Origin of the sequence: Halobellus marinus (genome assembly GCF_032113415.1) — an archaeon.
Taxonomy (GTDB): domain Archaea; phylum Halobacteriota; class Halobacteria; order Halobacteriales; family Haloferacaceae; genus Haloquadratum; species Haloquadratum marinus.
Window position 1 is genome coordinate 2691554 of the sequence record NZ_CP134946.1, and the last position, 23958, is coordinate 2715511.

Consider the following 23958-nt stretch of genomic DNA (forward strand, 5'->3'; position numbering starts at 1 on the left):
TTGGAACTAAAATGAGGTATTTCACCGGAAACGCGGTGTGTGAACGCTGAGGTCCGACCTATTCGTCGGGGAGATATCATCAGATGGCGTCTTACGAGAATCGCTTAGTCGGTCACATCGATAATCGGATTATTTCACCGGAAACACGGTGTGCCTCGCTTCACTACAGAGGGACCCCGTTTACAACCGCTTCACCGGAAACCCGGTGTGCGTCCGAATCTGAAAAATATGTAGTCGCAAACCGTTTCCCGATCGGGGCCCTCCCTCCGTGTAATGACAGAGGAGACGGGGGCTCGCCCCGACGGAACTACAGACGACGGTGCCGACCTCCCGGCTTCCGGTACGGATGACGACGCTCGTTCGGACTCAGATGACGGTGCTGATCCTGACTCGAACACCAAAGTTACCGACGCCAGTCCGGATGATTACCCGGCTACTACCGCAGATCAGGACACCGATCCAAAGCGCGGCAAGAGACCAGCCTACGAACGCAACACGACCACAATCGATCTAGACCGGTTCCGTGACGCGCTACAGGCCGAAGGCCGCCCGGTCGTGACAGCCTCGGAAGTCGCCCGACGGCTCGACACGGCACAGGCCGCGGCCGCTGCCGACCTGGATGCATTGACGGATGCGGGGAGTGTCCAGCGGGTCGAGGTCGAACCCGACCCAGTCGTGTACTTTCCGACCGAGTGGCAGCAACTCGCCGACAGGGAGCGTGTCGTCCTGTTCCCCGAGCGCAGAGAGATCGTCGTCGACCAGCCGACGCAGTACACGCGCGCTCAACTCTCGCAGTTCGCCCACCTGGTCGACTCGACGGGCGAGCGCGAACGAATCGCCGCTGAGGGGAACACCGACTCCCGTGGCTACCTCTATACGGTGAGACAGGAGGACATCTGGCAGGCACCATTCGACGACGTCGACGATCTGCTGGGGGTAATCCGCTCGGTCCTCCCCCGTCGTTCGCCGCAGTTCGAAGAGTGGATCGAAACGCAGTGGAAGCGGGCGAACCGATTCAGGCTGTTCACCCACGAGGACGACTACGTGGTCCTCGAAGCCGCCTCCGAGAACCTGATGGGAAACGTCGCCAGGCAGAAACTCGACGACGAACAGTTGGTCGCACCAATCTCCGATACGGAGAGTTGGGTGCGTGAGGGTGCCGAAGCGGAGATCAAGCGCGTGCTCTACGAGGCGGGCTATCCAGTCGAGGACGATCGTGAACTCGATCCTGGCGACCCGCTCGATACGGACCTGACTGTCGACCTCCGAGACTATCAGCGTGACTGGGTCGACCGCTTCCTGGAACAGAAATCCGGTGTGCTCGTCGGGCCCTCCGGCGCCGGCAAGACCGTGACGGCAATCGCCACCCTCGCGGAAGTCGGCGGCGAGACGCTGATCCTCGTGCCATCCCGCGAACTCGCGTCGCAGTGGCGTGCGGAACTCTGCCGGCACACGACACTCTCCGACGAGCAGATCGGCGAGTATCACGGCGGACAAAAGGAGATCCGCCCGGTCACGATCGCGACCTACCAGACCGCCGGAATGGACCGGCATCGATCCTTGTTCGACTCCCGAGCGTGGGGGCTCGTCGTCTACGACGAAGTCCACCACATCCCCGCGCGGATCTACCGCCGGAGCGCGGATCTCCAGACGAAACACCGGCTGGGGCTCTCGGCGACTCCCGTCCGAGAGGACGACAAGGAAAAGGAGATCTTCACGCTCATCGGGCCACCGATCGGGACCGACTGGTCGAAGCTCTTCGAGGCCGGCTACGTGCAGGAGCCGGAGGTCCGGATCCAGTACGTCCCGTGGGCCGACGACACTGCGCGCAACGAATATGCGAGCGCCGACGGCCGCGACCGACACCGGATCGCCGCCGAAAACCCACAGAAGATCGCCGAGACCCGCCGGTTGCTCGAAGCACACCCCGACGCGAAGGCGCTCGTCTTCGTCGACTGGCTCGATCAAGGCGAGACGCTGGCCGAAGCGCTCGACATCCCCTTCGTCAGCGGCGAGATGCCACACTACCGACGGGAGAGAGTGTTCGAGTCGTTCCGCGAGGGCGAGCTTCGGACCCTAGTCATCTCACGCGTCGGCGACGAGGGAATCGACCTCCCGAACGCGGAGTTGGCGATCGTCGCCTCCGGGCTCGGCGGCTCACGTCGCCAGGGAGCACAGCGTGCGGGTCGGACGATGCGACCAGCAGGCGGGTCGATGGTGTACGTGCTCGCGACCCGGGGCACCTCCGAGGAGGACTTCGCCCAGCGACAGATGCGCCATCTTGCCGAGAAGGGGGTACGCGTGACTGAATCGGAACGAAACCTCGGACAGGGCACAGAACGCGAGACGCAATCGGAGTAAACCCCTTCCAAAGCAGAGTCGTCGCCGATAATCGACAGACCTGATGAGTAACCCTTAAGTCTCACAGCCGTGCTACGTTCAGGTGCCCGCCCTTAGCTCAGCCTGGTAGAGCAGCCGACTGTAGATCGGCTTGTCCCCCGTTCAATTCGGGGAGGGCGGACTTCCTTACCAGCCGATTTGTAGCCGACTGTCGGTTGGCTTGTCCCTCGTCCTCGTGAGCGGAGGGAACTGGCATCCTCGTCAAATCTCCTCGGTCAATATCGGGAACGACCAGTCGCTGGACTTCAGTGGGTCCGAAAACGCGAAAGCGACTGGTCTTGATCCCAGTGTGGAGGGAAGTGATACCGCTTTCCCGTTCACGCCACGTTCTATATCGCGCACTAACCCGCCGCTCCGATACTAACTCATCCCCATCGGAGATTCCGAGCGTCTCAAACCCACGCTTCGACTGGGTGACCGCGCCCAAATCTCCGTGTCCCGTCAGTGAACGGCTATCCACGATATCTCGCTTCGTCCTCCCAACACTACAGGGGCTCACCGGACATTGAAGCAATCGTCAACACCGCATCAGTATCTGCGGAAATCATCAATGGGCCGTATGCGACCGACAGGCAGGGCCAGTATCGTTTACTCGCTGCCGACCGGCTATGAGAATATGGAATCGCATCCTGGCTTCCGCTCGCTCGACGACGAGCGGACGGCGTCACTCGCGGTCGACGGATCCCTGCCCGGGTGGTTGACTGGAAGCCTCATCCGCACCGGGCCCGGAACCTTCTCGCTCCCCGGCGGGAAGAGCGTCGACCACTGGTTCGACGGGTTGGCGATGTGCTATCGGTTCACGTTCGACCCTGAAAACCGGGCGGGAGCCGCCGTCGACGGGGCCGAAGACGCCGTTCACTACCGAAATCGGTTCCTCGAAACCGACGCCTACGAGGAGGCACAGAAGGGTGATTTCACCGGCGGTTTCGCGACTGGCGAGACGACACTCCGAGACCGTGTCAAAGCGCTGTTCACCGAGCCGTACGACAACACCAACATCATCGTCGAGCGCGTCGGGGATCGATATCTCGCGCTGACGGAATCCCCGCGGGCGGTCGTGTTGGATCCAGAGACGTTCGCCGTCGAGGGACACTTCCAGTACGACGGTCCGGAGCCTGCCGGCCAACTGGCGTGTGCGCACCTGAAACGCGACCCAGCGACGGGAACGCTGTTCAACGTCGAGACGGCGTTCGGCCGCACCAGCACGTACCACGTCCAAGCGCTGACCGAGGACGGCGAGCGACGCCACGTCGGCAGCGTCGATACGGACGCCCCGGCGTATATGCACAGTTTCGCGCTGACGCCACACTACGTCGTGCTCACGGAATTCCCGCTCCGGGTGAACCCGCTCTCGTTCTTCAAACCCGGGCGTCAGGCACCCTTCATCGAGCAGTTCGAGTGGCAACCCGACCGCGGGACGCGAGTGATCGTCATCGATCGGGGCAGCGGCGAGGTCGTCGCCGACCCGATTACGGATGCGCTGTTCGGTTTCCACCACGTCAACGCCTTCGAGCGGGACGCCGGGACGGAACTGGTCTTCGACCTGGAGACGATCCCGGATGCGACGGCAATCGAAGAACTCTCCCTGGAAACTCTTCGGGACGGGGACCTCGACGCTATCGCCGGGCGTCTCGAACGATTCACAGTCGATCTTGGTGGGGTGACGGGAAAGGCCCGATACGGGACCGGCAATGTGACGATAACTCGGGAAATGCTGTACGACGAGGGGACGGCACTGCCCACTATCTCACCCGCACGGTGGTGCCAGCCGCACCGCTACGTCTACGCGATGAGTATGGACCAGCCCGCGACCGAGTGGGCAACCGGCGTGATGAAATACGATGTGAAGACCGGCGCCATAACAGAGTTCGAGAGCGGCGGCGACTACTTCGGCGAGCCGATCTTCGTGCCCGGAGCCGGCGATGGAGCAGGCACGACCACTGCCGAAGACGCGGGCGTGGTGCTCACGGTCGCCTTGGACGTCGACGCCGGCCACTCGCGCCTGCTCGTCCTCGACGGCGAGCACTTCGACGAACGAGCGCGGATCGACCTCCCCCACCCCGCGCCGTTCGACTTCCACGGCCGGTACTTTCCGGAGATCCGGGCGAAGCCGGCCGATTGAAACCGACCCGATGTTCCCGACTTCCGGCACCGATCAGGAACTGCTGTTGACCAACACTAACGGATTTCGGCTCCGTCTGGCCAGCGCTGTCGGAATCGTCCCGGAGAGAAGTTGTTCGAACGAAGATTGCTCGGTGGCGCCCAAGACAGTCACATCGTGGTCGCCTGTCAGTTCCACGAGAGTCGCTACGATCGAGTCGCCGAGAACGACGTCAGTCTGAACGGTTGGGTCGGAACCGTCGGGAACGTGAGCACCGAGGCGTTTTTCACTCCGGCTGATCGTCTGCGGATCGGCCGTTGGCGATACGACTGTCACCAGCTCGACACGCATATCGTGGACACGTCCGATATCGGTTGCCACGCGAACTACAGCGTCGGCGTGTGTACCGTCAGCAATCGGAACCAGAATCGAACCGCCCGGCACTGCCAGTCCCGGGCCGATCCGCTCGGCGTAGACGTCACAGGTCACCCGTTCGGTAATCGTCTCGATCAGTGATCGTCCCAGCCACGATTCCTTGAACGGCGTCAGTTCGCTGGCACCCACGAGGAGCGCCGAAGCGTCCACCCGATCGATGAGCGACACGATAGACTCTGCGGTGTCACGACTAAACGGTGTCACTCCCTCAGTGCGGGCATCGAACGAGTCGGCCACCGCCAGCGCACGGTCGATGATTGCTTCCTCCTTCGAGCCAAACTCGTCGTACGTCGCTGCCGGCAGTTGTGGCGGTGTCTGCTTTACACTCGCTATTTTGATTATCCCGTCGTTTGCTTCAGCGAGTGTGCATCCCATTTTCGTGAGCGGATCGACGGAGGCAGGGTTCGATACCGCCACCACGACACAGTACTCACTCATCGCCGACGGAGATCAGCCGATGGCTGTCTTCGACAGGCCTTCGACCCCATCGGGGAGGGGCGAATACCTCTCGAACGTGTCCTCCAGTCGAGACCGGATTACAGCAAACTGTCACCGTGGTTCCAGGGGTGTTCCGTTTCCAGAGTGGAAATTCTTGTGCAGGAGACAATTCCACGTCCTGTGCCGCAAGAACGTGCCTCAGTAATCCCCGAGCACGCCGAGTCGTCGCGCTCGTCGCGTCGCGTAGTGAAAGACGATGTACCCCCCGACGAGGTAGCCGACAGCGACACCGACGAGCAGCCCGATATCCAAGACACCGAACTCCCACAGTCTGACGCCGTCGACCATCGCCCGCTGGAGCAGAGCGCTCCCGTGAGCGAGGGGGAGAAACCGGGTCCACGGGGCGTCGAGTACCGGCGCCGAGATCAACACGACGAACCCGAACTGCAGGAGATTCAGCCAGTTGCCGATCCGCTTGTAGAGGACCGTGATGCCGCCGGCGGCGAAGCCGAGTCCCAGCACGGAGGTGATCGCCAGTCCGGCCACCGTGATCACCGTTATCGGGTCGAGACTGAGTCGGGTGCCGGTGAGCAGTAGCATCACGGCAAGGACGGCTGCACTGGTGAGAAACGTCCGGACAACCTTCGCAATCCCCTTCAGTAGCGCCACCGGTGCGAATCCGAACGGGGTGGTAATGTGGCGTTCGAGGGTTCCCCACTGCACTTCGCTGCCGATGTCGTTCGACACAGACGAGTACGCGCCGACGGACAGCGTCCACAGGAAGTATCCCACGATGATCCCCTCCAGGGAATCAGTCAACGCCTGCCCGGCGAGGAGTCGCCCGCCGTAAAACAGGACTCCGAAAAAGAACAGTGCGATGACGATCCCGCCGATCGCGTTGGCAGGATAGCGGACGAAGATCAGATACTCGCGGTAGAGGACCGCCCTCGCGAGGTGGTAATAGGTGGCTGGCCGGGGATTGTCGTCGACGAAATCGGTGTTTGGCTGGGAATCGTCGCCCGCGACGGCATCGGTGGCTGACTGACGATCGTCGCCCGCGACGGCATCGGTGGCTGATTGGGAATCGTCTCCTGCGACGACATCGGTGGCTGATTGGGAATCGTCTCCTGCGACGACATCGGTGGTTGACGGCTCGCTACCGCCGTCACAGGCCGCTGTTACGGTGTCCCGAGTCACGATGATCGCTCCTGGCTGCCGGGGGTAGCGGTTCCGGACCCGGTCAGATCGACGAACACCTCCTCCAGATCCGGTTGCACGGTTCTGATGTCTTCGACGGTAACCCCGGCTTCGCGGAGTTCGTCCAGCAACTCGTACAGCGCGTCGCCCGCCGCGCTAACCTCGATCTGTGTGCGACCGTCGACTGACTCGATGGCCTGGATCTCGAATCGCCTTCGAAGCGTCGTGAGGACCGCTTCGTCGATGTCGACGCTCGTCACACGCACTGAGTCCCGACTCGTCCCGGACAGCAGTGCCGTGACGGAGTCGTCGGCGACGATCCGCCCGTCTGCCATCATCACGACGCGATCGCAGACGTCTTCGATGACGCCCATATCGTGGCTGCTGAGGACGACGGTGAGGTCCTCCTCGCGAACGAGTCGGCGCAGCTCCCGCCGCAACGTGCGGGAGCTTTCGACGTCGAGTCCGAGCGTCGGCTCGTCGAGGAAAACGAGCTCTGCCCCGCCTGCGAGCACGCTCGCGAGCGACACTTTCTGTTTCATTCCCCGGGAGAGCTCCCGTACCGGCGTGTCGGCCTTCGCTGCGAGATCGAACCGGTCCAGCAGCCGGTCGTGTCGCTCCGTCACCGAATCCGGATCGACGCCGTGAATCGTCGAGAAGTACCGCAGGTTTTCGCGGACCGTGAGCCGCCAATAATCGTTGCGCGCGCCCTCCAACATTGCGTCGACATCTGCGTACGCCGCCCGACGGCCGTCGGCCACGTCAGTGCCGAAGATGCGAACCGAGCCAGCGTCGGGGATGACGATTCCGAGCACGCACTTGATCAGTGTCGTCTTGCCGGCGCCGTTTGGCCCAAGCAACCCGACAACGGAACCGCGGGTAACGTCCAGACTCACGTCGTCGACCGCCAGGACTGCATCCTCGCCGCTCCCGAACCGCTTCGAGACCCCGTCGATCGCGAGCGCCGACTCGCCCGAACTGTCGCGACCAGCCGTCTTACGGTCCGTCGTCGCATCGACTCCGACTGGCTCACGATCCCTCATCGCGGTCTTCACCATTACCGGACGTAGGGACTGAACGCATTTAGTCGCGTCCGTCTGGACAATCCTCCGCGGCCGTGAGCTCTCGAAACAGTGGAATTGGGTTGCGGGTCACGCGCCGTAGCGGCAGCCACATCCGATCTGCAATCAAAAATGGAACCTTCCATCTCCATCGATGTACCTCGGTCGAAGGTCGGCTGCCGAATCCGGGAAATCCACTCCGAAGTGAACTCGACACCGGTGGTCTCAGACCGGGCACCACCCTGGGATACGTCGGTTATTCGAACCTCCCAGCCGTGGGTTTCGGTGATTACTTCTCAGCAGTCGATGTCGGTGACGAACAGCCGTGTCTGGACGACGTCCGCGCGCGGGCTGTGTACGATACGTTCGAGATGCGATGCCAAACCCACGGAACCATCCGTTCGAGATGCGATGCCAAACCCACGGAACCATCCGTTCGAGATGCGATGCCAAACCCACGGAACCATCCGTTCGAGATGCGATGCCAAACCCACGGAACCATCCGTTCGAGATGCGATGCCAAACCCACGGAACCCCCTAAATCTGTCCGCAGTAACGGTACTGGGAACGCCGTGAGGGAGCGGTACAGAGGACACTCCAAAATGCTGTCAACTTATATTTGGTTATACGAATACTTTTATCCACAGAGCTTCGATTCCCAATTATAGCAACGTCGTCCGCTGAATACCCTCGTGAGCCAAGCCAGCCAAACCGACACAACTCCCACACTATGCCCGGGTTCGAAAGATCGGAGGAAGACGCCGAAGGATGCTGTCCCTTCTGCTTCGGAGACCAGACGACCGAGACGCTTCCAGAGAAGGTCGACGAGGACTCTGAGGTATTACTGGCGTTTCTCGACGAACACGAGGCAGATCTAATCGAACTGACACAGGATCTGATCGGGATCGAGAGCCAGAATCCGCCGGGAGACACCCGTGAGATCATCGAGTATATCGAGCAGTACGCGACCACTCTCGGGCTTCGGACTGAACTGGTCGTCGAGGATGAGGCCAAACCGAACCTGCTGATTACGCTTCCGGGAAAGAAGGAGACCACGCTTCTGTACAACGGGCACGTCGATACCGTCCCGTACGAGCCAGACGTGTGGACGCACGACCCGCTCGGCGAGCGTGACGGCGATCAGATCTACGGTCGCGGGGCAACCGATATGAAGAGCGCCATCGCTGCGATGTTGCACGCCGTCCGGGCGTACGTCGAAACGGGTGTCGTGCCACCGGTCACGCTTCAGCTGGCCGTCGTCAGCGATGAAGAAACTGCGGGAGATGCAGGTCTTCGCGCTCTTCTCGATCAGGACCGACTCACAGCAGACGCCTGTGTCATCGGGGAAACGACCTGCGAAGCCGGCTCACACTCTGTCACGATCGCCGACAAGGGGAGTATCTGGCTCACGCTCGAAGCGACTGGGAAGGCCGCACACGGTTCACGACCGCCGCTCGGCGAGAACGCCATCGACAGACTGTTCGAGGCTATCACGGAACTGCGCGAACGCTTGCGGCAGGTCGATTTCGCTCTCGACGACGAGATTACCCCGATCGTCGAGGAGTCGGTCTCGTTCTATACGCCACGAATGGACCGCGAGACAGCGTGGCGACTCTTCACAACGCCAACAGTGAACGTCGGCACGTTCGAGGGGGGAGGCACCGTCAACAGCGTTCCCGAAGCCGCCACCGCGGAACTCGATATCCGACTGACTGCAGGAGTCCACACGCCGTCGATTCTCGATCAAATAGAAACGCTGATACAGGACCACCCTGCAGTCGAGATAGCAGACGTCTCGTGGAGCATCGGCACCTACGAACCGTTCGATAGCCCGCTGGTCGAGGCGACGGCCACGCTCGCAGAGTCAGTCGCCAACGAAACGGTTCTCCGGCGGAGTGCAACCGGTGGCGGAGACGCGAAAACGCTGCGGAACGAGGGCGTTCCCACGATCGAATTCGCATTCGGGACGGACACGGCCCACGCCGCGGACGAGTACATCACGGTCCAAGCACTGCGGAATAATGCCCGGGTCTTCACCAAACTGCCGTTCGGATTCGCCGCACTGACGGAGGCTGTTGGCTTATCGGAAAGCGAGGATAGCGGTTCCAACTGATCGCACATTGCCCGAGGCGGTCGCATAACTTTTTGTATATTAGCGTGTTAGAATATACAGATGACCGAACTTCCCGCCGACGAAATCTTCGAGCGACACGCCGATCTCTGCCAGGTGCTGTGTAACGCAAAGCGGCAAAAAATGCTCTACGTCCTCAAAGACGGGGAGCGGACGGTGACTGATCTCGCAGAGACCACCGACATTCCACAGCCGACGGTGTCACAACACCTCCGCAAAATGCGGGATAAGGGAGTCGTGACGAAGCGAACGGAGGGGAATCGCAGCTACTACACGATCCGCGACGACCGTCTCGTCGAGGCGTCGATGAAGATCCGGGAAGTCCTCTTCGACACGCTTGAGGAGGAGCAAACGCTCGGGCTCGAAGCCTGACGATGCCCAAAGAGGCGTTGGAAACCGACGCCACGTAACGTCGCCATCCTCGTCGCCCTCGCACTCGTTGCCATCACTCGTCGCCCTCGCACTCGTTGCCATCACTCGTCGCCCTCGCACTCGTTGCCACCACTCGTCGCTCTCGCACTCGTTGCCATACTCCTGGAGGTTCGCTCGGCGTCGACAAACGGGGAAACAGCCACGGACGCCGGGAGCACGATCGGAGACGCTCCGCCGACAGTACGTCGGGGTGAATTGAAACAGGCGGAAGTGGAAACCTGCTTGAAGTCTCATCTCGATGGCGACACGACCGATCATCCCGATGGCAACACGACCGATCATCCCGATGGCAACACGACCGACATCGTCTCCGCGGGCTGTGGCGAACGGACCCGAGAGTGGTCTTCGTCAGATCGGTCACGCTCGACCCCGGATCTGAGCGGTCAACCGCCGCGGTGGCCGACATCATCCCGTTTCACCCGGCGGTCGAAAGGTACGGGGCCACGGTACCGCAGTTTGAGACAGCCCTCGAAGGAATCAAATATTCGCATATTCAAATATAAAGTATGGCGACAAACAACGACGATACGACGGTCGTGGTCGGTGGCGATGCGGCTGGATTGAGCGCGGCAAGCAAGCTCAAACGGGACGCCCCGGAGCAGGAGGTCATCGTCTTCGAGCGCGGCGAGTGGGTATCCTACGGTGCGTGTGGGCTCCCGTACTACGTGAAGGGGGACATCGACCGGCTGGACGACCTAGTCGTCAACGACGCTGAAACGTTCCGAGAGGAGCGCGACATCGACCTCAGAACGGGCCACGAAGTGGTCGAGATCGACGTTGACGAACGGACGGTCGTCGTGGAAGCAGACGACGGCAAGTTCGAGCAGTCCTACGACAACCTCGTGATTGCGACCGGGGCGCGGGCGTTAGTCCCGCCGATCGACGGGGCTGATCTCGATGGGTTGTTCACGTTGCAGACGATGGACGCGGGCGGAGACATCCGTAAGGCAGTCGAACACGGCATCGAGGGAGCGGATGAGGTCATCGAACCGGAACGGGTTGGTATCGTCGGCGGCGGGTACGTCGGTGTCGAACTGGCCGAAGCGTTCCACGAACGGGGACTGGAGGTCCACCTCTTCGAGATGCTTCCTCACGTGTTGAACCCGTTCGGGGAGTCGACCGCTCGGGTCGTCGAGGAGCATCTGCGCGAACACGACGTCGACCTCTCCCTGGGGACACGGGTCGAAGCGTTCAACGGAGAACACGGACGTGTCCGCAGTATCGAAACGCCGGAGGAGACGGTTCCCGTCGATCTCGCGATCCTCGGAGTGGGCGTCGAACCCCGCGTCGAGTTGGCAGAGCAAGCGGGCATCGAAACTGGGCCGACTGGCGCGATCGCGACTGACCAGTACGGCGAGACGAACGTCCAGGACGTGTACGCGGCCGGCGACTGTGCGGAAGCGACGCATACCGTGACGGGAGCTCCGGATTACGTCCCGCTGGCGCTGACGGCGAACCGTCACGGTCGAGCGGTCGGGGCAACGATCGCCGGCGATCCCACTCCAACAGGGCCGATCGCCGGGACGGCGGCGTTGAAGGCCTTCGATCTCGAAGCCGCCCGGACCGGCATCGTCGATCCCGAGCGAGCCGAAGATGTTGGATTCGACCCCGTCTCGAAGACCCTCGAACTCCCGTCGCGGGCCCATTACTATCCCGGAAGCGAGGAGATCACCGTTACTCTCGTCGCCGACGAGACGACCGGACGCGTGCTCGGTGCCAGTATGGTCGGTCGGGAGGGGGTCGCTCAGCGTATCAACTCGGTCGCGACAGCACTCCATACCGGAGTGACTGTCGACGAATTAGAACGGTTCGACTTCGCGTACGCGCCCCCGTTCAGTCCGACCTGGGATCCGGTGCTGACCGCAGCGAAGGTCCTCAACGGGACGATCGACAGCCGCTGAAGCTCCGCGAGAGGAGTCGGCCGCGGACGTTCTGTCGTCTCCGCTCCGGAATCGCGACGGTATCCCAACCACAGAGCGGTATTCGTCGTCGAACACACGATTGCGGAGCGAGTCCCACTCCCCTGTGCGGGCGTGTCTACTACTGTCGGAGAACCTATTTCACGCCCTTATCAGAGGAATTCCGTGTTCTGCGGGCCGTTGGTGATGTGGACCTCGAAGGGCATCGTGTCGATGTTGTCCTGTTCGACCAGGTGCCAGTACGTCTCCGCCATCTCGTCGGGGTCGAGGAACGTGTCGCCGGAGCGGTCGGGATGCTGCTCGCGAGTGCCCGGACCGTCGATCTGTCCGTCGATGACGACGTGAGCGACGTGGACTCCCTCGGGGCCGTACTCCTGGGCGATATCCATCGCCATCCCCCGTGCGGCGAATTTCGCGGCGGCGAAGCCGATCGTCCCGCCGAGACTTCGGACCGCGGAGGTCGCGCCGGTGAAGATGACCGTCCCGCCGCCCGATTCGACCATATCGCCGACCGCCTCCTTCGAGCAGACAAAGGCCCCCCGGCCGCCGACCGCCCAGGCCCGCTCGAACTCCTCGACGTCCAAGTCCAGTAGTCCCTGCCAGGATGCCGCGCTGGCGTGGTTGACGAGCACGTCGACCGGGCCGAACTCCTCCCGGACGGTCGCGAAGCCGGCACGGATTTCGTCGACGTCGCTGAGATCGGTGGGAACTGCCAGCCCCTCACCCGGTTCGGGGAGGTCAGCCGCCAGTTCCTCGATGACCGACTCCGTCCGGGCGAAAAGCGCCACTCGACACCCTTCGGCGGCGAACGTCCGCGCGAGTGATTCACCGAGTCCGGGGCCGACACCGGCGATGACTGCAGTCCGAGTCATACCGATTGGTTGTTCGGTAACATCAAAAAGGTTGGATCGGAATCCGCAAACGCTCTCGCGGCACAGGAGGTTTCAACAGGCACCTGTTCGTTGAGAGATGTATGTTGGATACACACATCGACCGCGTGCGCGTCGACCGCCTTCGGACGTTCCTCGACGAGCGCAAAGCCGAAGCGGAACAGGAACGCCTCGAAGCGCTGGATGTGGACCACATAGCGGCGGCGATGGAGGCGACCAAGAAAATAGAAGCGTATGATGACGTCCACAGATATCTGGATGGCAGGTCCTCAACCGAGGACCCAGCTGAGCGCATCGAAATCGTCGAATAATGCCCACAGCCTACATCACAGCGCCTCGAAAGGCCGCCAGCGACCTCGCGGAGTTCCTCGTCGAAGAGAAGTTGGCGGCGTGTGTCAACGTCGTCGACTGCGATTCGTACTACCGATGGGACGGCGACGTCTATGCCGGTAGCGAGGAGTCGATCCTGTTCGCGAAGACGACGAAAGCGCGGTATCCGGAACTGGAAGCCGCTGTCGAGGACGAACACCCGTTCGATGTCCCCTGCATCGAACTGTTCGACGAGATCGACGTGCTCGACTCCTACGGCGACTGGATCGACGAGGAAGTCAAGTAGACCGACGGAAACTCCAGGGGTCGAGAGCGGCCACGAAACCTCTCTTAGCTGTCACCGACGACGGCGTAAACCTGTCCGGTCTGGTCCGCGACGAACACGGCGCCGTGGCCGACGGCCGGGGGAGCGTCGACCCACTGACCGAGATCTGCCTGCCAGCGACGGTCGCCGTCAGTCGTGTCGAACGCCGAGAGCGTCCCCTCGTGATCGCCGACGAAAACCGTCCGGTCACCCTCGCTCTCGCCGGCGACCGCGGGCGCTCCGCGAATCGGCCCAGTCGCCGAGGACCGCCAGGCGATGGAGCCGTCGGCCCGGTCGAGCGCGAGCAGTTCGCCCCCTTCGGTGCCAACAAAGACGCGTGTCGCTGTAACCGACGGTCCGCCGGAGACAGCACCCCCAACGTCTTCCTGGAACCGTTCTGCGCCGTCGGTCCCGAAGGCGGTCACCTGGCCGGCTTCGTCGGCGACGAACACCGCCCCGTCATCGACCGCTGGTCCGGACAGAAACGTCGTCGCAAGTGACTCTTCCCAGTCGATTTCTCCACTGCTCAGGTCGGTCGTGTCGGAATCCCTCTTCACAGAGACAACTCGACCATCGCGCGTGACCGCGAACACTCGGGCCTGCCGAACAGCCGGTGCTCCAGGGACGCTCGCTTCGAGGTCGAACCGCCAGCGAAGCCGCCCGTCTCGGGGATCCACCGCCGCGATGCCGTCTCCGGTGCCGAAGTACGCCAGTCCGTCGGCGTAGGTAATCGGCGAACGGATCGTGACGTCCAACCGCCGTTCCCAGACCGTCTCGGGTTCGGGGAAGTCGATATGCGGCGTCGGCGTACGCGTGGGTTCGTCCGGCCCGGCCGTGGCCGTCGGCGTCGACGTCGGCGGGAGCGGAGTCTGCGGCGACTCCCCGTAGTCAACCGTCCGTACCCGAAAGAGCGATCCGCCCGCCCCGCCGCCGAGGAGGGTCTCGGAGCGTTCCGAGGTGCTATCCCGTTCGCCAGTCGACGATTCACCCGATGGCTCGGACGCGTCCTGAGTCGATTCCTCGGACGACGCCGCGTCCGGTGATGTCGTTCCGGAGTCAACAGCATCCAGATCGCTGCTGTCCAAACAGACTGGAGACACGCCCGACTCGACTGGGTTTCCGGCGAGGGGGAACTCGGTGCCGTCGGCCGCAAGCAGGTCGTACGCGCCACCGTCACGACTGCCGCCGGCCACCGTTCGCGGCCCAACGATCGGGCCGGGCATCGTCCGCGGCCGGAAGGGAAACCGCAAGCGCCGGTCGCCGGTGTCGAGGTCGAAAGCGGTGATAGTTCCGATCCGGTCACCGGCATACACGACACCGGGCGCTCCGCTTCCGCCGCTATCCGATCCATCGGTGTCGTCACCGCCCCCAGTTCCGGTGTCGCCGCCGATAGCCACGTCGAACTCCACGCCGGCGTCAGTCTCCTCCCGCCAGCGAACCTGTCCGTCGTCTCGGTCGACCGCGACCACTCCGTCGTTCGTCCCGACAATCGCGACGTCGCCACCCAGAACCGGGTTCGTCCCGCCGCCGGCCTCGGACCGCCACTGAACGACTCCCTGTTGATCCAACTTCACCACTCCATCGTTGAGGACGACGACGTAGATTCCGTCCGCAGCAGCCGTCGGCCCTCGGGTCACCCAGTCGCCGACGGTCTCGCGAAACTGCGGGTCGCCGGACGCAACATCGACAGCCACCACCTGCCCGCGATTCGTCCCGGCAAACGTGACGCCGTCGTGGTATCCCGGTGGTGCCGTGGGATGGCCATCGAGAGCGACCTCCCACAGTCGGTCGCCCGTGTCAGTGTCGAGGGCCGCAAGGATACCGGCCGGTTCGCCGCCGCCGTCGCTATCTCCCCCCTCGTCATCTCCGTCCGCGCTCTCCCATCGCCGGGCAGTGACGTACGCTACCCCGTCGACGACGAGCGGTGGATATGCACGGCTCGGTGCGCCTGTCTGCCAGAGGCGCTCTCCGGTTGCGACATCGACGGCGACGACCCCCCCGGAGAACGTTCCGACAAACGCACGGTCCCCGACGAGCGTCGGTGAGTTGAGAACGCCGTCCGAGATTTCGATACTACGGAGCACGTCGCCGGTCGCAGCGTCGATTACGGTCAGTTGGTCCCGAGTCGGGACGACCACGCGGCCGGCGCCGACTGCGGGGGGAAAGAGCGCGGCCGCGACGACGCTACGCCAGCGCTCCTCGCCGTCTGGATCGACGGCGATCAGGCGGCCGTCCTCAGCGGCGACGTACACTCCCTGTGTTGTGTCGGGACTCCCGTCGGCGCTTTCTGTGGTGTTTCCGCTCGTGGCGACCATCGCTCCGACCGTTCCAGCGCTCCGCGTTGTCCATCGAACACTCGGTTCGGCTGTCGGTGCGGGCGCGTCGACGAACCCGCTGTTTCCCGCGTCGGCGCGGGCCTGTGGCCAGGGACCAGTCAGTTCCGGTGCGGGACGGTCCGCTCCCTGATTAGGAGCGCCGTTTCCCGTCCACCGTCCGCCACATCCCGCCAGGGATAGACTGGTTGTGAGGCCGGTGAGACCGACGAGGAATCGCCGCCGCGTTGATGCCGCCGAATCGTCGGTCCGATTCGATCGTGGAGGGCTCGGCATACACGGGACTCTCCCACGGTCAGGTAAGTGCTTTCGGTGAATTTTGGGCTAAAATCGAGTCCTGAAGGGCTGATGCCAACAGCCAGGTCCGTAGCCACGGAGAAAAAGCGCCTTCCAAGGCGGTTGTCCCGCCGCAATAGCCCTATTCGAGGAGTTCCTTCGTCTTCCGGTGACGCGCACGAAACATCGGCTCGAATCCGACGACGGCAAGCGGCGAGATTCGCCGGCCGACACCCCCGCCGGGGAGTTCGTACTCGACGTTGTCGTCGATGATCGTCTCGTCGCCGTCGGCGATGAATCGATGGGTGTGGACCCACTGCTCGAAGGGGCCGCCACGCATCTCGTCGCGGAAGACTGCCCGCTCGTCGTCCGCCTCCCGATCGAGAATCACCGACGTCCAGTGCTGTCGCGGCCCGACGCCGAACGGCCGCATCGACATTCGGATCTCAGAGCCGCTCTCCAGGATCTCAGGGTCAGCCTCTCCATCGGGTCCCGTGACGGCTTCGACCCGGAGATTCATCCAGTCGGGGGTCAGCGCCTCCAGCCCGGAGATTTTGGAGTGAAACTCCCACACGTCAGACAGCGGCGCAGCGACGCGCGTCAGCCGAGAGTATGTTGCCATACTCGAGAGTGGACCCGCCGAACCAAAAGCGGATTGGCAGAGACGACCTAAAGAGCGGATTCGCAGAGACGACCTAAAGAGCGGATTCGCAGAGACGACCTGAAGAGCAGATTGACGAAAGATGCCCTGAAGAGCAGATTGACGGCAGACGCCCCGAAAACGGCGACTCCTATAGCGTAAACCGCGTTACGCTCGTCCCGGCCCCCGCCAGGTCCTCGTCGGTCGCAGCGGCGACGATGATCTGGTTCTCGCCGTGGGCGATGTCGAGCCGCGCCTCGAAGGCTCCGTTCTCGGGCGTCGCGAGCGTCGTCTCCGACGGGGTCTTGACTGCGACGACAGCAGCGTCCGTCTTCCCGGAGACGACGAGCCCGCCGCCCGCGAACCGCGTACTGACCTGGAGATCAGGTCCCGTCGGGAGGTCGCTTTCGAGATATCGCTCCCGGAGCACGTCCGGCGTCTCGACCGGCCGCCCGGCGTCGATCCCGTGGGCCAGTCGGACGAACTGTGCCATCGACCACGCCAGGGGTGTCGCCGCGCCGGTTCCCTCGCCGAACGCCCAGTTGTACTCGGTGCTGTGCTCGCGGTCCCAGACCTGTTCTGCGAGCATCCGTCCGGAGTTGGCGAATCCGGCCATCGTCTCCAGAAGGTTCTCCGGCGCCAACTTCCCCGATTCCGTTCCGTAGCGGAGTTCGTACTCGCCACGCTCGCCGGTGAAGATGGGCCACAGCCGGCCTTTACCCTTTGACTCGATCGACCACGGAGCGCCCTCCTCGTCGACCGCGCGCTCGCCGTACCCGTCCCCGTTGTAGCGGTAGAACGCCGGGCCGTGCGGCGTGTCGACGCGGAGGGTACCGTCGACCTCCGCGATCGAATTACGAATGATTTCGTCGTCCGGGGGCTTGATCCCCAGGCGGGTGAGTTCCAGGAAGCCAGCGTCGATGATCTCTCGCTCGTCGAGCGTCGGGCCGTTGTTCGCGAGCGTCCGCAGGTGGCCGGCGTCAGGGTCGCCGTCGCGCGTGATTCGGACGTAGTACGGCGTGTTGGTGTGCCGCTTGGTGCCCGTCTCGGTCGCCGTCCACTCCTCGACGCGGGCGGCCCACTCGTCGGCCAGCGCCTGCCAGATGAGCGCGTCGTCATCGTGGCCCTCAGCGGCCGCGATGTCGGCGGCACAGCCCAGGCCCGCGATTTCGGCCGCGATCGACGACGGCGAGTAACCGGCCTCCTCTTCCCATCGCTCCTGGGCGGTTTCGGGGCCGTTGCGGGCGACGTAGTCCGCGGAGCGTTTGACGTTGGTGTAGTCGTACTCCACGTCCGCGAAGTCGATGCCGTGCTCCCACAGCATCCACGCCATCACCTGCGGGAACGAGATGTTGTCCATCTGCTCGCCGCCCCACCGGGTCCGGCCGTTCAGATACGTGTTCTGCGGGATGAAACCGTGGTCGTCCTGCTGGTAGTGGTAGATGTATTCCAGTGCCTCCACGCCGGTCTGGATGTCGCCGGCGGCCTCGAAGGCGGTGAACACCTGATAGAGGTCTCTGGACCACACGAAGTTGTACCCGTATCCGCGAGACTCCTCAGCCGCGACTGCCACGCCCCACGGCACCGACGGGGAGGCGATGCCGGCGCCGAGGAACGTCTTGTCCTCGACCGCGCGCAGACACATCAGACACGTCTTGTACTGCTTGCTGAGCAACTCGTCGTCACGAACCGCGGCCGGCAACTCCTTGTCGGCGAGGAAGTCGGCCCAGGAGTCGAGATACCCTCGCCGGACCGTTTCGTACCCGCGGCTGAGGGCGCCGGCGGCCTCGCCGAGTGCTGCCGCCGTGTCGGCCTGGCGAGCGAATCCCAGCGCCAGCGTCTCGCCGACCGTCTCGCCCGTACCGATGCGCCCCACCAGAACGACGTTCTCGTCGTCGACGCTGCGTTCGGGATCCGGAGCGGTCCCCTCGGCGAACAGTTCCTCCAGGTAGTCGGTCCCCGCGACGCCGACGGTCGCCCACTCGAAGCGATCGCTCGCTGTCAGCGCCGCAGCGACGCTGTACTCGGTCCCATCCTCGTCGATCAAGAGCGGGTCGGCGACGCCGGCCTGATCGTACGCGCTCGCGTCTCGGGCGACCAGATGGTAGCTCCCGGATCCGCCGAGCCGAATGCCGCGGTCCGTCGAGCCGGTGTTCGTGAGCGCCAGATCCGCAACCGCGTACACCTCGTAGTCGGTGTCGTCGTGGGCCTCGAAGTCGACGTCGACGAGCAGTGCGTCGTGTTCCGGATCGGTGACGTACTCGGCGGTGAGCGTCCACTCGTGACCCCGCCCGTCGCCGGTCTCTGCAACGGTGTGTCTGTAGAGCAGCGCGTCGTCGTCCACGATCTCCGCTCGCCGCTCGATGGTGTCGGCGTCGTCGTCCCGCCGCGTCTCGTTGTGCGTCCGCGCGGTGTACGTTTCGTCCTCGCTGGCGTCGACGACGAGCAGGTCGAGCGTCCGCAGGTTCATCAGATCGACCCGCGGGAAGCGGACCTCCGTGAGCGATCCCTCGGTCAGTGTGAACCACAGCCGGGAGGGATCGGTCGCGTGGTGGTCGGCGACCGTCCCGACGCCGTACTTTTCACCGGTCGTCCAGCGCGGCCGCCCCGTGGGCCCCGAGGGCGCCGGCTTCGGGGCCGGCAGCGCGTCCTTGGCGGCCAGAAGTCCCGTGGCCCGCAATCGCAACGCGTGCGACCACCCCAGCGGCGTCGCGCTGTCCGGCGTCCCGTCGTCGAACACCTGTTCGGCCAGATAACCCGCGTCCGTACAGAGTGGGCCGTCAGACCGCAGTAGCTCGTACAGCGCCGTCCCACGTTCGAGGAACTCCGCTGCGACGGCCGACTCGCCGCTCGATTCGAGCAGGCTTGCCAACTCGGTCGCCGCTACCGCCCCCCAGGCGGTGGCGACCGACCAGATCTTCTCGCCGTCCTGGTCGGCGCTCCGCCAGGTGTCGCCCTCGAACCGGACGAGTCCGGCGACGTCGCCGTCGGGGGATTCCCGGTACAGCTCGTCGAGCGCGGTCCGCATATGGGCTTCGAGCCGCGAGAGCGTCTTCGCGGGCAGACCACTCAGCGTCTCGTAGCTCGAAAAGGCTTCGACGAGCGCGAACGAGCCCGAATCGAGCCGCACGTCGCGGTTGCTGTTCTGCAGTCGGAGTGCGTATATCTCCGCATCGTCGTCCCAGAGACGGTCGAGTCCCTCGAAGACCGCGTCGGCCTGCGCTTCGGCGTGGGCCGCGAGGTCTGAATCGACGGTGACGGTCGCGACCGTCGCGTACGCCTGCAGGAACGTCGCCGCCGTGTGAACGAACCGACCGATCATATTCTCCCAGGCGTTCTGACACGGTTCCGGGAGCCCGTCCTCGCCCAGCGCGTCGTCGAGTGCCTCGACACCGTCCTGAATCGCCGTTCGGATCCGGGATTTGAGCGTCGGTGAGAGTTCCGCCTCCCGCTCTGAAAGCACCGTCGCCAGATAGGTCACGACGCTTGCGGTCTGATCGGCCTGGTACTCGGGGTCCGACGAGCCCTCGATCGGCGCGTTCGCCCACCCCGGCGCGAGCGACCCGTCGATGGCCCAGACCCGGTGCGGCCACGAGCCGTCGTCGAGTTGCGTGTCACAGAAGAACGCCGCGATCGTCGACGCCCGCTCGCCCACGTCGAGATCGAGCAGATCGTCGCTCGCAAGGAGATGTCGCGCACACTCGGCCTCGTCGCGGAACCAGGTGTAGCCGTAGCCGCCGGTGTGCGTGTAGAACGGATCGAATTCCGGCCCGGCGATGTGTGCACCGGACGGTGCAGTCAAAAGCGACAGCGCGCGCAGGTCCGCCCGGACTGTCTGTTGCCGAGGGACGTGCTCGGGGACAGAGATATCAGCGCGCTCGCGAGCGGCCGCGCGGATGTCGTCGGCGCTCTCGTGGGCGAGCGCACAGTGTCGGAGATCAGCCATCGCCGCCTCCCGATCCACCTCGCGGTGGTCCGAAAGCTGGGTGACAAGCGTCGTCTGGACGCCGCGGCCTTCCCGTTCCAGCGGTGCGGAAACGACGATGTCGCCGCTGAGGTGGGTGTCCTCGTAGCGTTCGAGGACGGCGTCGCGTGGGAAGTCGAACGCCTCCGCCGAGAGTATCTCCTCGAACCGCTCGGGGATCTGTCCCCGGACGTCGTCGAGGCCGGTCGAGGCGGTGACATAGTCGTGCTCGTTCCGGTGAAACACCTCGACGGCCTGCGTCCCGTTCGGGCCACCGGTCTCGTGGATGAGCCGGCCGACTTGCGTCTCCCGGCCACCGGGTGCGAGCGTCAGAAACGCCGTCAGATGGGCGTCAGTCGGGATCGCGCCGCGGAGTTCGACGTGCGTGACGTGCGCCCGCCCGAGTGTCAGGTCGTACTGATGGACCGTATACGAACCCGCGTTATACTCCGTTTCCACCAGACTCGTTTCGCGATAGTAATGCTGCCGAACCGGTTCCAGATCGTCGAACCACCGGATCTCGCCGTCGGCCTCGATGGCGAATCGGGAGCGGTCGATCCCGTACAACCCGGAGAGCGCTGCCGAATAATCGCGGATCGCCCCCTCAGGATCGACGTAGACGAGCCGATCCCCGTGCCCCGAAAACGCGCCGTCGATAGTGGGCACTTCCCCGGGGAACCGCCCACTCCGGTCGCGTTTGTACTCGTTCAGCACGGTCCGTAGTCTCATATACTCGGACGAGAGGTCCCAGGGCATAAGTATTGGCGGATATGCGGGCCCAGAGCGGAGCGCCGTTTAGGAAAGGTTCCCGTGCCTGGGTTTCGACAAGATGAGGTCAACAATCGGGCGCTTTCTGTGGGGTGGGGCAAAGACAAAGGCCTGACGTCCCGTGGAGACGTGTATGGAACACCCTGGGCCCCCGCGGTTTATAGCAGTCGGCGAGTCGGTCCAACTGGCACCGCGCGATCCGGATCCGGATGCGCCCTACGAGTGGCGGATCCGGAGCGCGCCCGTATCGAGTACCGTCGAACCACCCGACGGAACGGCAGTTATCGATTTCACGCCCGACGCACCGGGGAGGTACACGCTCGAACTCGACGCCCGAGAGAAGACGTACACCCTCACGATCCGAGCGTTCGCAAGCGAGTTCGCGCCCGGCGATGTCGGAGGCTCGGCCAGCGGCGTAAGCGGAGTGAGCGGTCCGCAGAGCGGATCAGCCCGCTCGGTTCCGGAACACGGTGCCGTTTCCGGGTCGGGATCGGGCGCACGTTCCGGGACAGAAACCGGCGGACGACCGCGGGTGCAGCTCCACGGCACCGTCGACGGCGACGAACTGGTCGTTTGGGCGAATCCGTTGCCACACCCGGGGAACGAGCACGCCGGCGAGGACCTCGACGTGGAATTCCTCGTCGACGACCGCGATGAGGTCAAGGAGGGCGCGATCCAGCGCGACGGACGGGAGCTTCGGATCCCGATCTCGGCCGTCGGCGACCGCGTCCGGGTTCACGGCGTCGCGGTCGGCGAGACCTACAGCGTCCCCGACACGATCGATTTCTCCCGCGAGGTCGTCGTCGATGGCGGGGAGAGCCGGACAGTCACAAAGCCCACAGACACGACGGCCGACGACGGCGAAATCAGAACTGATGCCTTCGTTGCCCGGCGGCCGAACGATCCGCCGGAGTGGGCGACCGATGTGACACTGTACGAGATCTATGTCCGCGGCTTCCTCGGCGACGAAGCGATGACCGAGGCGGACGATCCCGGAAGCGAGGCGGACGACCCCGAAAGCGAGGCGGCCAATCTCGGAAGCGAGGCGGCCAATCTCGGAAGCGAGGCGGACGACCCCGGAGGCGAGACGGGCGCCGAGAGTGACGAAAGCGCGACAGCAACCCACACCGACGGGCGGAGCGTCTTCGATCGGATCGCAGACCGCCTGGATTACCTCGAAGAACTCGGGGTCGACTGCCTGTGGCTGACGCCGGTGCTGCAGAACGACCACGCGCCCCACGGCTACAACATCACCGACTTCTTCAGCATCGCCGAGGATCTCGGCGACCGCGAGGATTACGAACGCTTCGTTTCGGCCGCACACGACCGCGGGATGAAGGTGCTCTTCGATCTCGTGTTGAACCACTCCGCGCGCGATCACCCGTTCTTTCAGGACGCCTACGGCAATCCAGATTCGGAGTACTACGACTGGTACGACTGGCAGGACAGCGGCGAACCGGAGACGTACTTCGAGTGGGAGTACATCGCTAACTGGAACTTCGAGAACCTCGCCGTGCGACGCCACCTACTGGATGCGGTCGACACGTGGTTCGAGGTGGCCGACGGCTTCCGCTGTGATATGGCGTGGGCCGTCCCCGACACCTTCTGGCAGGAGCTTCGCGATCGGGTGAAATCGCGGGACCCGGAGTTTCTGCTCCTCGATGAGACCATCCCCTACGTCGCGGATTTCCACAACGGGATGTTCGATATGCACTTCGACACCACGCTGTACTTCACGCTGCGGCAGGTCGGCCGCGGCCACGCCGACGCCGACGCCGTCCTCGATGCGGTCGAGGGCCGCGACGAGATCGGGTTCCCGCCGCACGCGGCGTTTATGCTCTACATCGAGAACCACGACGAGACGCGCTACGTCGTCGAATGCGGCGACGAGGCGGCGATGGCCGCCGCGGGCGCGCTCGTCACGCTCCCTGGCGTGCCGATGCTCTACGGCGGCCAGGAACTCGGGCAGCGCGGCCGCCGCGACGCGCTCGCCTGGGAGGACGCCCGCGAGGAGTTCCGCGAGCACTACGAGCGATTGCTGGATCTCCGCAACGAGATTCCCGCACTGGGCACGGCGGGCGGCTTCTCCCGGGTCTCATACGAGACCGACACCGATCGTGCGGTCGCGTTCCGACGGGAACTTGACGACAGCGCGTACGTTTGTGTCCTGAATTTCGGCGAGTCGCCCGCGACGGTGACGCTCGTTGAACCGGTGGACGACACTGACCTCGTCACGGGTGAATCGCTTCTGACCGCCGACGGACTCGAAATCGACGACGTCGCCGTCTTCCACGCTGGATAAAAAGTGGCGGCTCCGGTTTCGAGACGGATGGGGGACG

General features: G+C 64.0%; 15 protein-coding genes and 1 tRNA gene. 9 read left to right on the forward strand and 7 right to left on the reverse strand.

Annotation, left to right across the window (positions count from 1 at the left end):
- Window positions 1-273: 273 nt before the first annotated feature.
- From RJT37_RS13385 to RJT37_RS13395, 3 genes are all read left to right on the forward strand, one after another.
- A complete protein-coding gene (locus RJT37_RS13385; protein WP_313685201.1) occupies window positions 274-2361 on the forward strand; it encodes a DEAD/DEAH box helicase in 2088 nt (695 codons plus the stop codon).
- A gap of 86 nt (window positions 2362-2447) precedes the next feature.
- A tRNA-Tyr gene (locus RJT37_RS13390) sits at window positions 2448-2521 on the forward strand.
- Between the two features lie 495 nt (window positions 2522-3016).
- On the forward strand, window positions 3017-4522 hold the full coding sequence (locus RJT37_RS13395) for a carotenoid oxygenase family protein (protein ID WP_313685203.1): 1506 nt from the start codon (window positions 3017-3019) through the stop codon (window positions 4520-4522).
- Window positions 4523-4555: 33 nt separating this feature from the next.
- Here the strand turns inward: RJT37_RS13395 and RJT37_RS13400 are convergent, their stop codons facing one another.
- From RJT37_RS13400 to RJT37_RS13410, 3 genes are all read right to left on the reverse strand, one after another.
- Window positions 4556-5374, reverse strand: a complete 819-nt coding sequence (locus RJT37_RS13400) for a universal stress protein (protein ID WP_313685205.1) — start codon at window positions 5372-5374, stop codon at window positions 4556-4558.
- A 198-nt stretch (window positions 5375-5572) separates the two neighbouring features.
- Complete coding sequence (locus tag RJT37_RS13405) at window positions 5573-6571, reverse strand: ABC transporter permease (RefSeq protein ID WP_313685207.1); 999 nt, start codon at window positions 6569-6571, stop codon at window positions 5573-5575.
- A complete protein-coding gene (locus tag RJT37_RS13410; protein ID WP_313685209.1) occupies window positions 6568-7629 on the reverse strand; it encodes an ABC transporter ATP-binding protein in 1062 nt (353 codons plus the stop codon). The genes RJT37_RS13405 and RJT37_RS13410 overlap by 4 nt, the downstream gene beginning before the upstream one ends.
- Window positions 7630-8362: 733 nt before the next feature.
- On the opposite strand from RJT37_RS13410, the gene RJT37_RS13415 reads away from it, so the two are divergent.
- The 3 genes from RJT37_RS13415 to RJT37_RS13425 all read left to right on the forward strand — a co-directional run bounded on the left by RJT37_RS13415 (window position 8363) and on the right by RJT37_RS13425 (window position 12096).
- Window positions 8363-9745, forward strand: a complete 1383-nt coding sequence (locus RJT37_RS13415; RefSeq protein ID WP_313685211.1) for a M20 family metallopeptidase — start codon at window positions 8363-8365, stop codon at window positions 9743-9745.
- Between the two features lie 60 nt (window positions 9746-9805).
- On the forward strand, window positions 9806-10135 hold the full coding sequence (locus tag RJT37_RS13420; protein ID WP_313685213.1) for an ArsR/SmtB family transcription factor: 330 nt from the start codon (window positions 9806-9808) through the stop codon (window positions 10133-10135).
- Between the two features lie 566 nt (window positions 10136-10701).
- Window positions 10702-12096, forward strand: a complete 1395-nt coding sequence (locus RJT37_RS13425) for an FAD-dependent oxidoreductase (RefSeq protein WP_313685214.1) — start codon at window positions 10702-10704, stop codon at window positions 12094-12096.
- 170 nt (window positions 12097-12266) lie between these two features.
- Here the strand turns inward: RJT37_RS13425 and RJT37_RS13430 are convergent, their stop codons facing one another.
- Window positions 12267-12986 carry an SDR family NAD(P)-dependent oxidoreductase gene (locus tag RJT37_RS13430; protein ID WP_313685216.1) on the reverse strand — a complete coding sequence of 240 codons (720 nt, stop codon included), beginning with the start codon at window positions 12984-12986 and terminating at the stop codon, window positions 12267-12269.
- Between the two features lie 101 nt (window positions 12987-13087).
- On the opposite strand from RJT37_RS13430, the gene RJT37_RS13435 reads away from it, so the two are divergent.
- Both RJT37_RS13435 and cutA read left to right on the forward strand, forming a co-directional pair.
- Window positions 13088-13315: a hypothetical protein gene (locus tag RJT37_RS13435; protein ID WP_313685217.1), complete on the forward strand. Its 228-nt coding sequence runs from the start codon at window positions 13088-13090 to the stop codon at window positions 13313-13315.
- Window positions 13315-13620, forward strand: coding sequence for a divalent-cation tolerance protein CutA (gene cutA, locus RJT37_RS13440; RefSeq protein WP_313685218.1), 306 nt, complete (start codon window positions 13315-13317; stop codon window positions 13618-13620). Before RJT37_RS13435 ends, cutA begins: the two co-directional genes overlap by 1 nt.
- Window positions 13621-13664: 44 nt before the next feature.
- Here the strand turns inward: cutA and RJT37_RS13445 are convergent, their stop codons facing one another.
- The 3 genes from RJT37_RS13445 to RJT37_RS13455 form a co-directional block, all read right to left on the reverse strand.
- Window positions 13665-16247, reverse strand: coding sequence for a PQQ-binding-like beta-propeller repeat protein (locus RJT37_RS13445; protein ID WP_313685219.1), 2583 nt, complete (start codon window positions 16245-16247; stop codon window positions 13665-13667).
- A gap of 142 nt (window positions 16248-16389) precedes the next feature.
- The gene (locus tag RJT37_RS13450; protein WP_313685221.1) at window positions 16390-16869 is read right to left on the reverse strand and encodes an SRPBCC family protein; all 480 of its coding nucleotides are present in this window, start codon (window positions 16867-16869) and stop codon (window positions 16390-16392) included.
- A gap of 169 nt (window positions 16870-17038) precedes the next feature.
- On the reverse strand, window positions 17039-21580 hold the full coding sequence (locus RJT37_RS13455; RefSeq protein ID WP_313685223.1) for a DUF7997 domain-containing protein: 4542 nt from the start codon (window positions 21578-21580) through the stop codon (window positions 17039-17041).
- Between the two features lie 172 nt (window positions 21581-21752).
- Here RJT37_RS13455 and malA point away from each other — a divergent pair, with 172 nt between their 5' ends.
- On the forward strand, window positions 21753-23921 hold the full coding sequence (gene malA / locus RJT37_RS13460; protein WP_313685224.1) for an alpha-amylase MalA: 2169 nt from the start codon (window positions 21753-21755) through the stop codon (window positions 23919-23921).
- Window positions 23922-23958 lie beyond the last annotated feature (37 nt).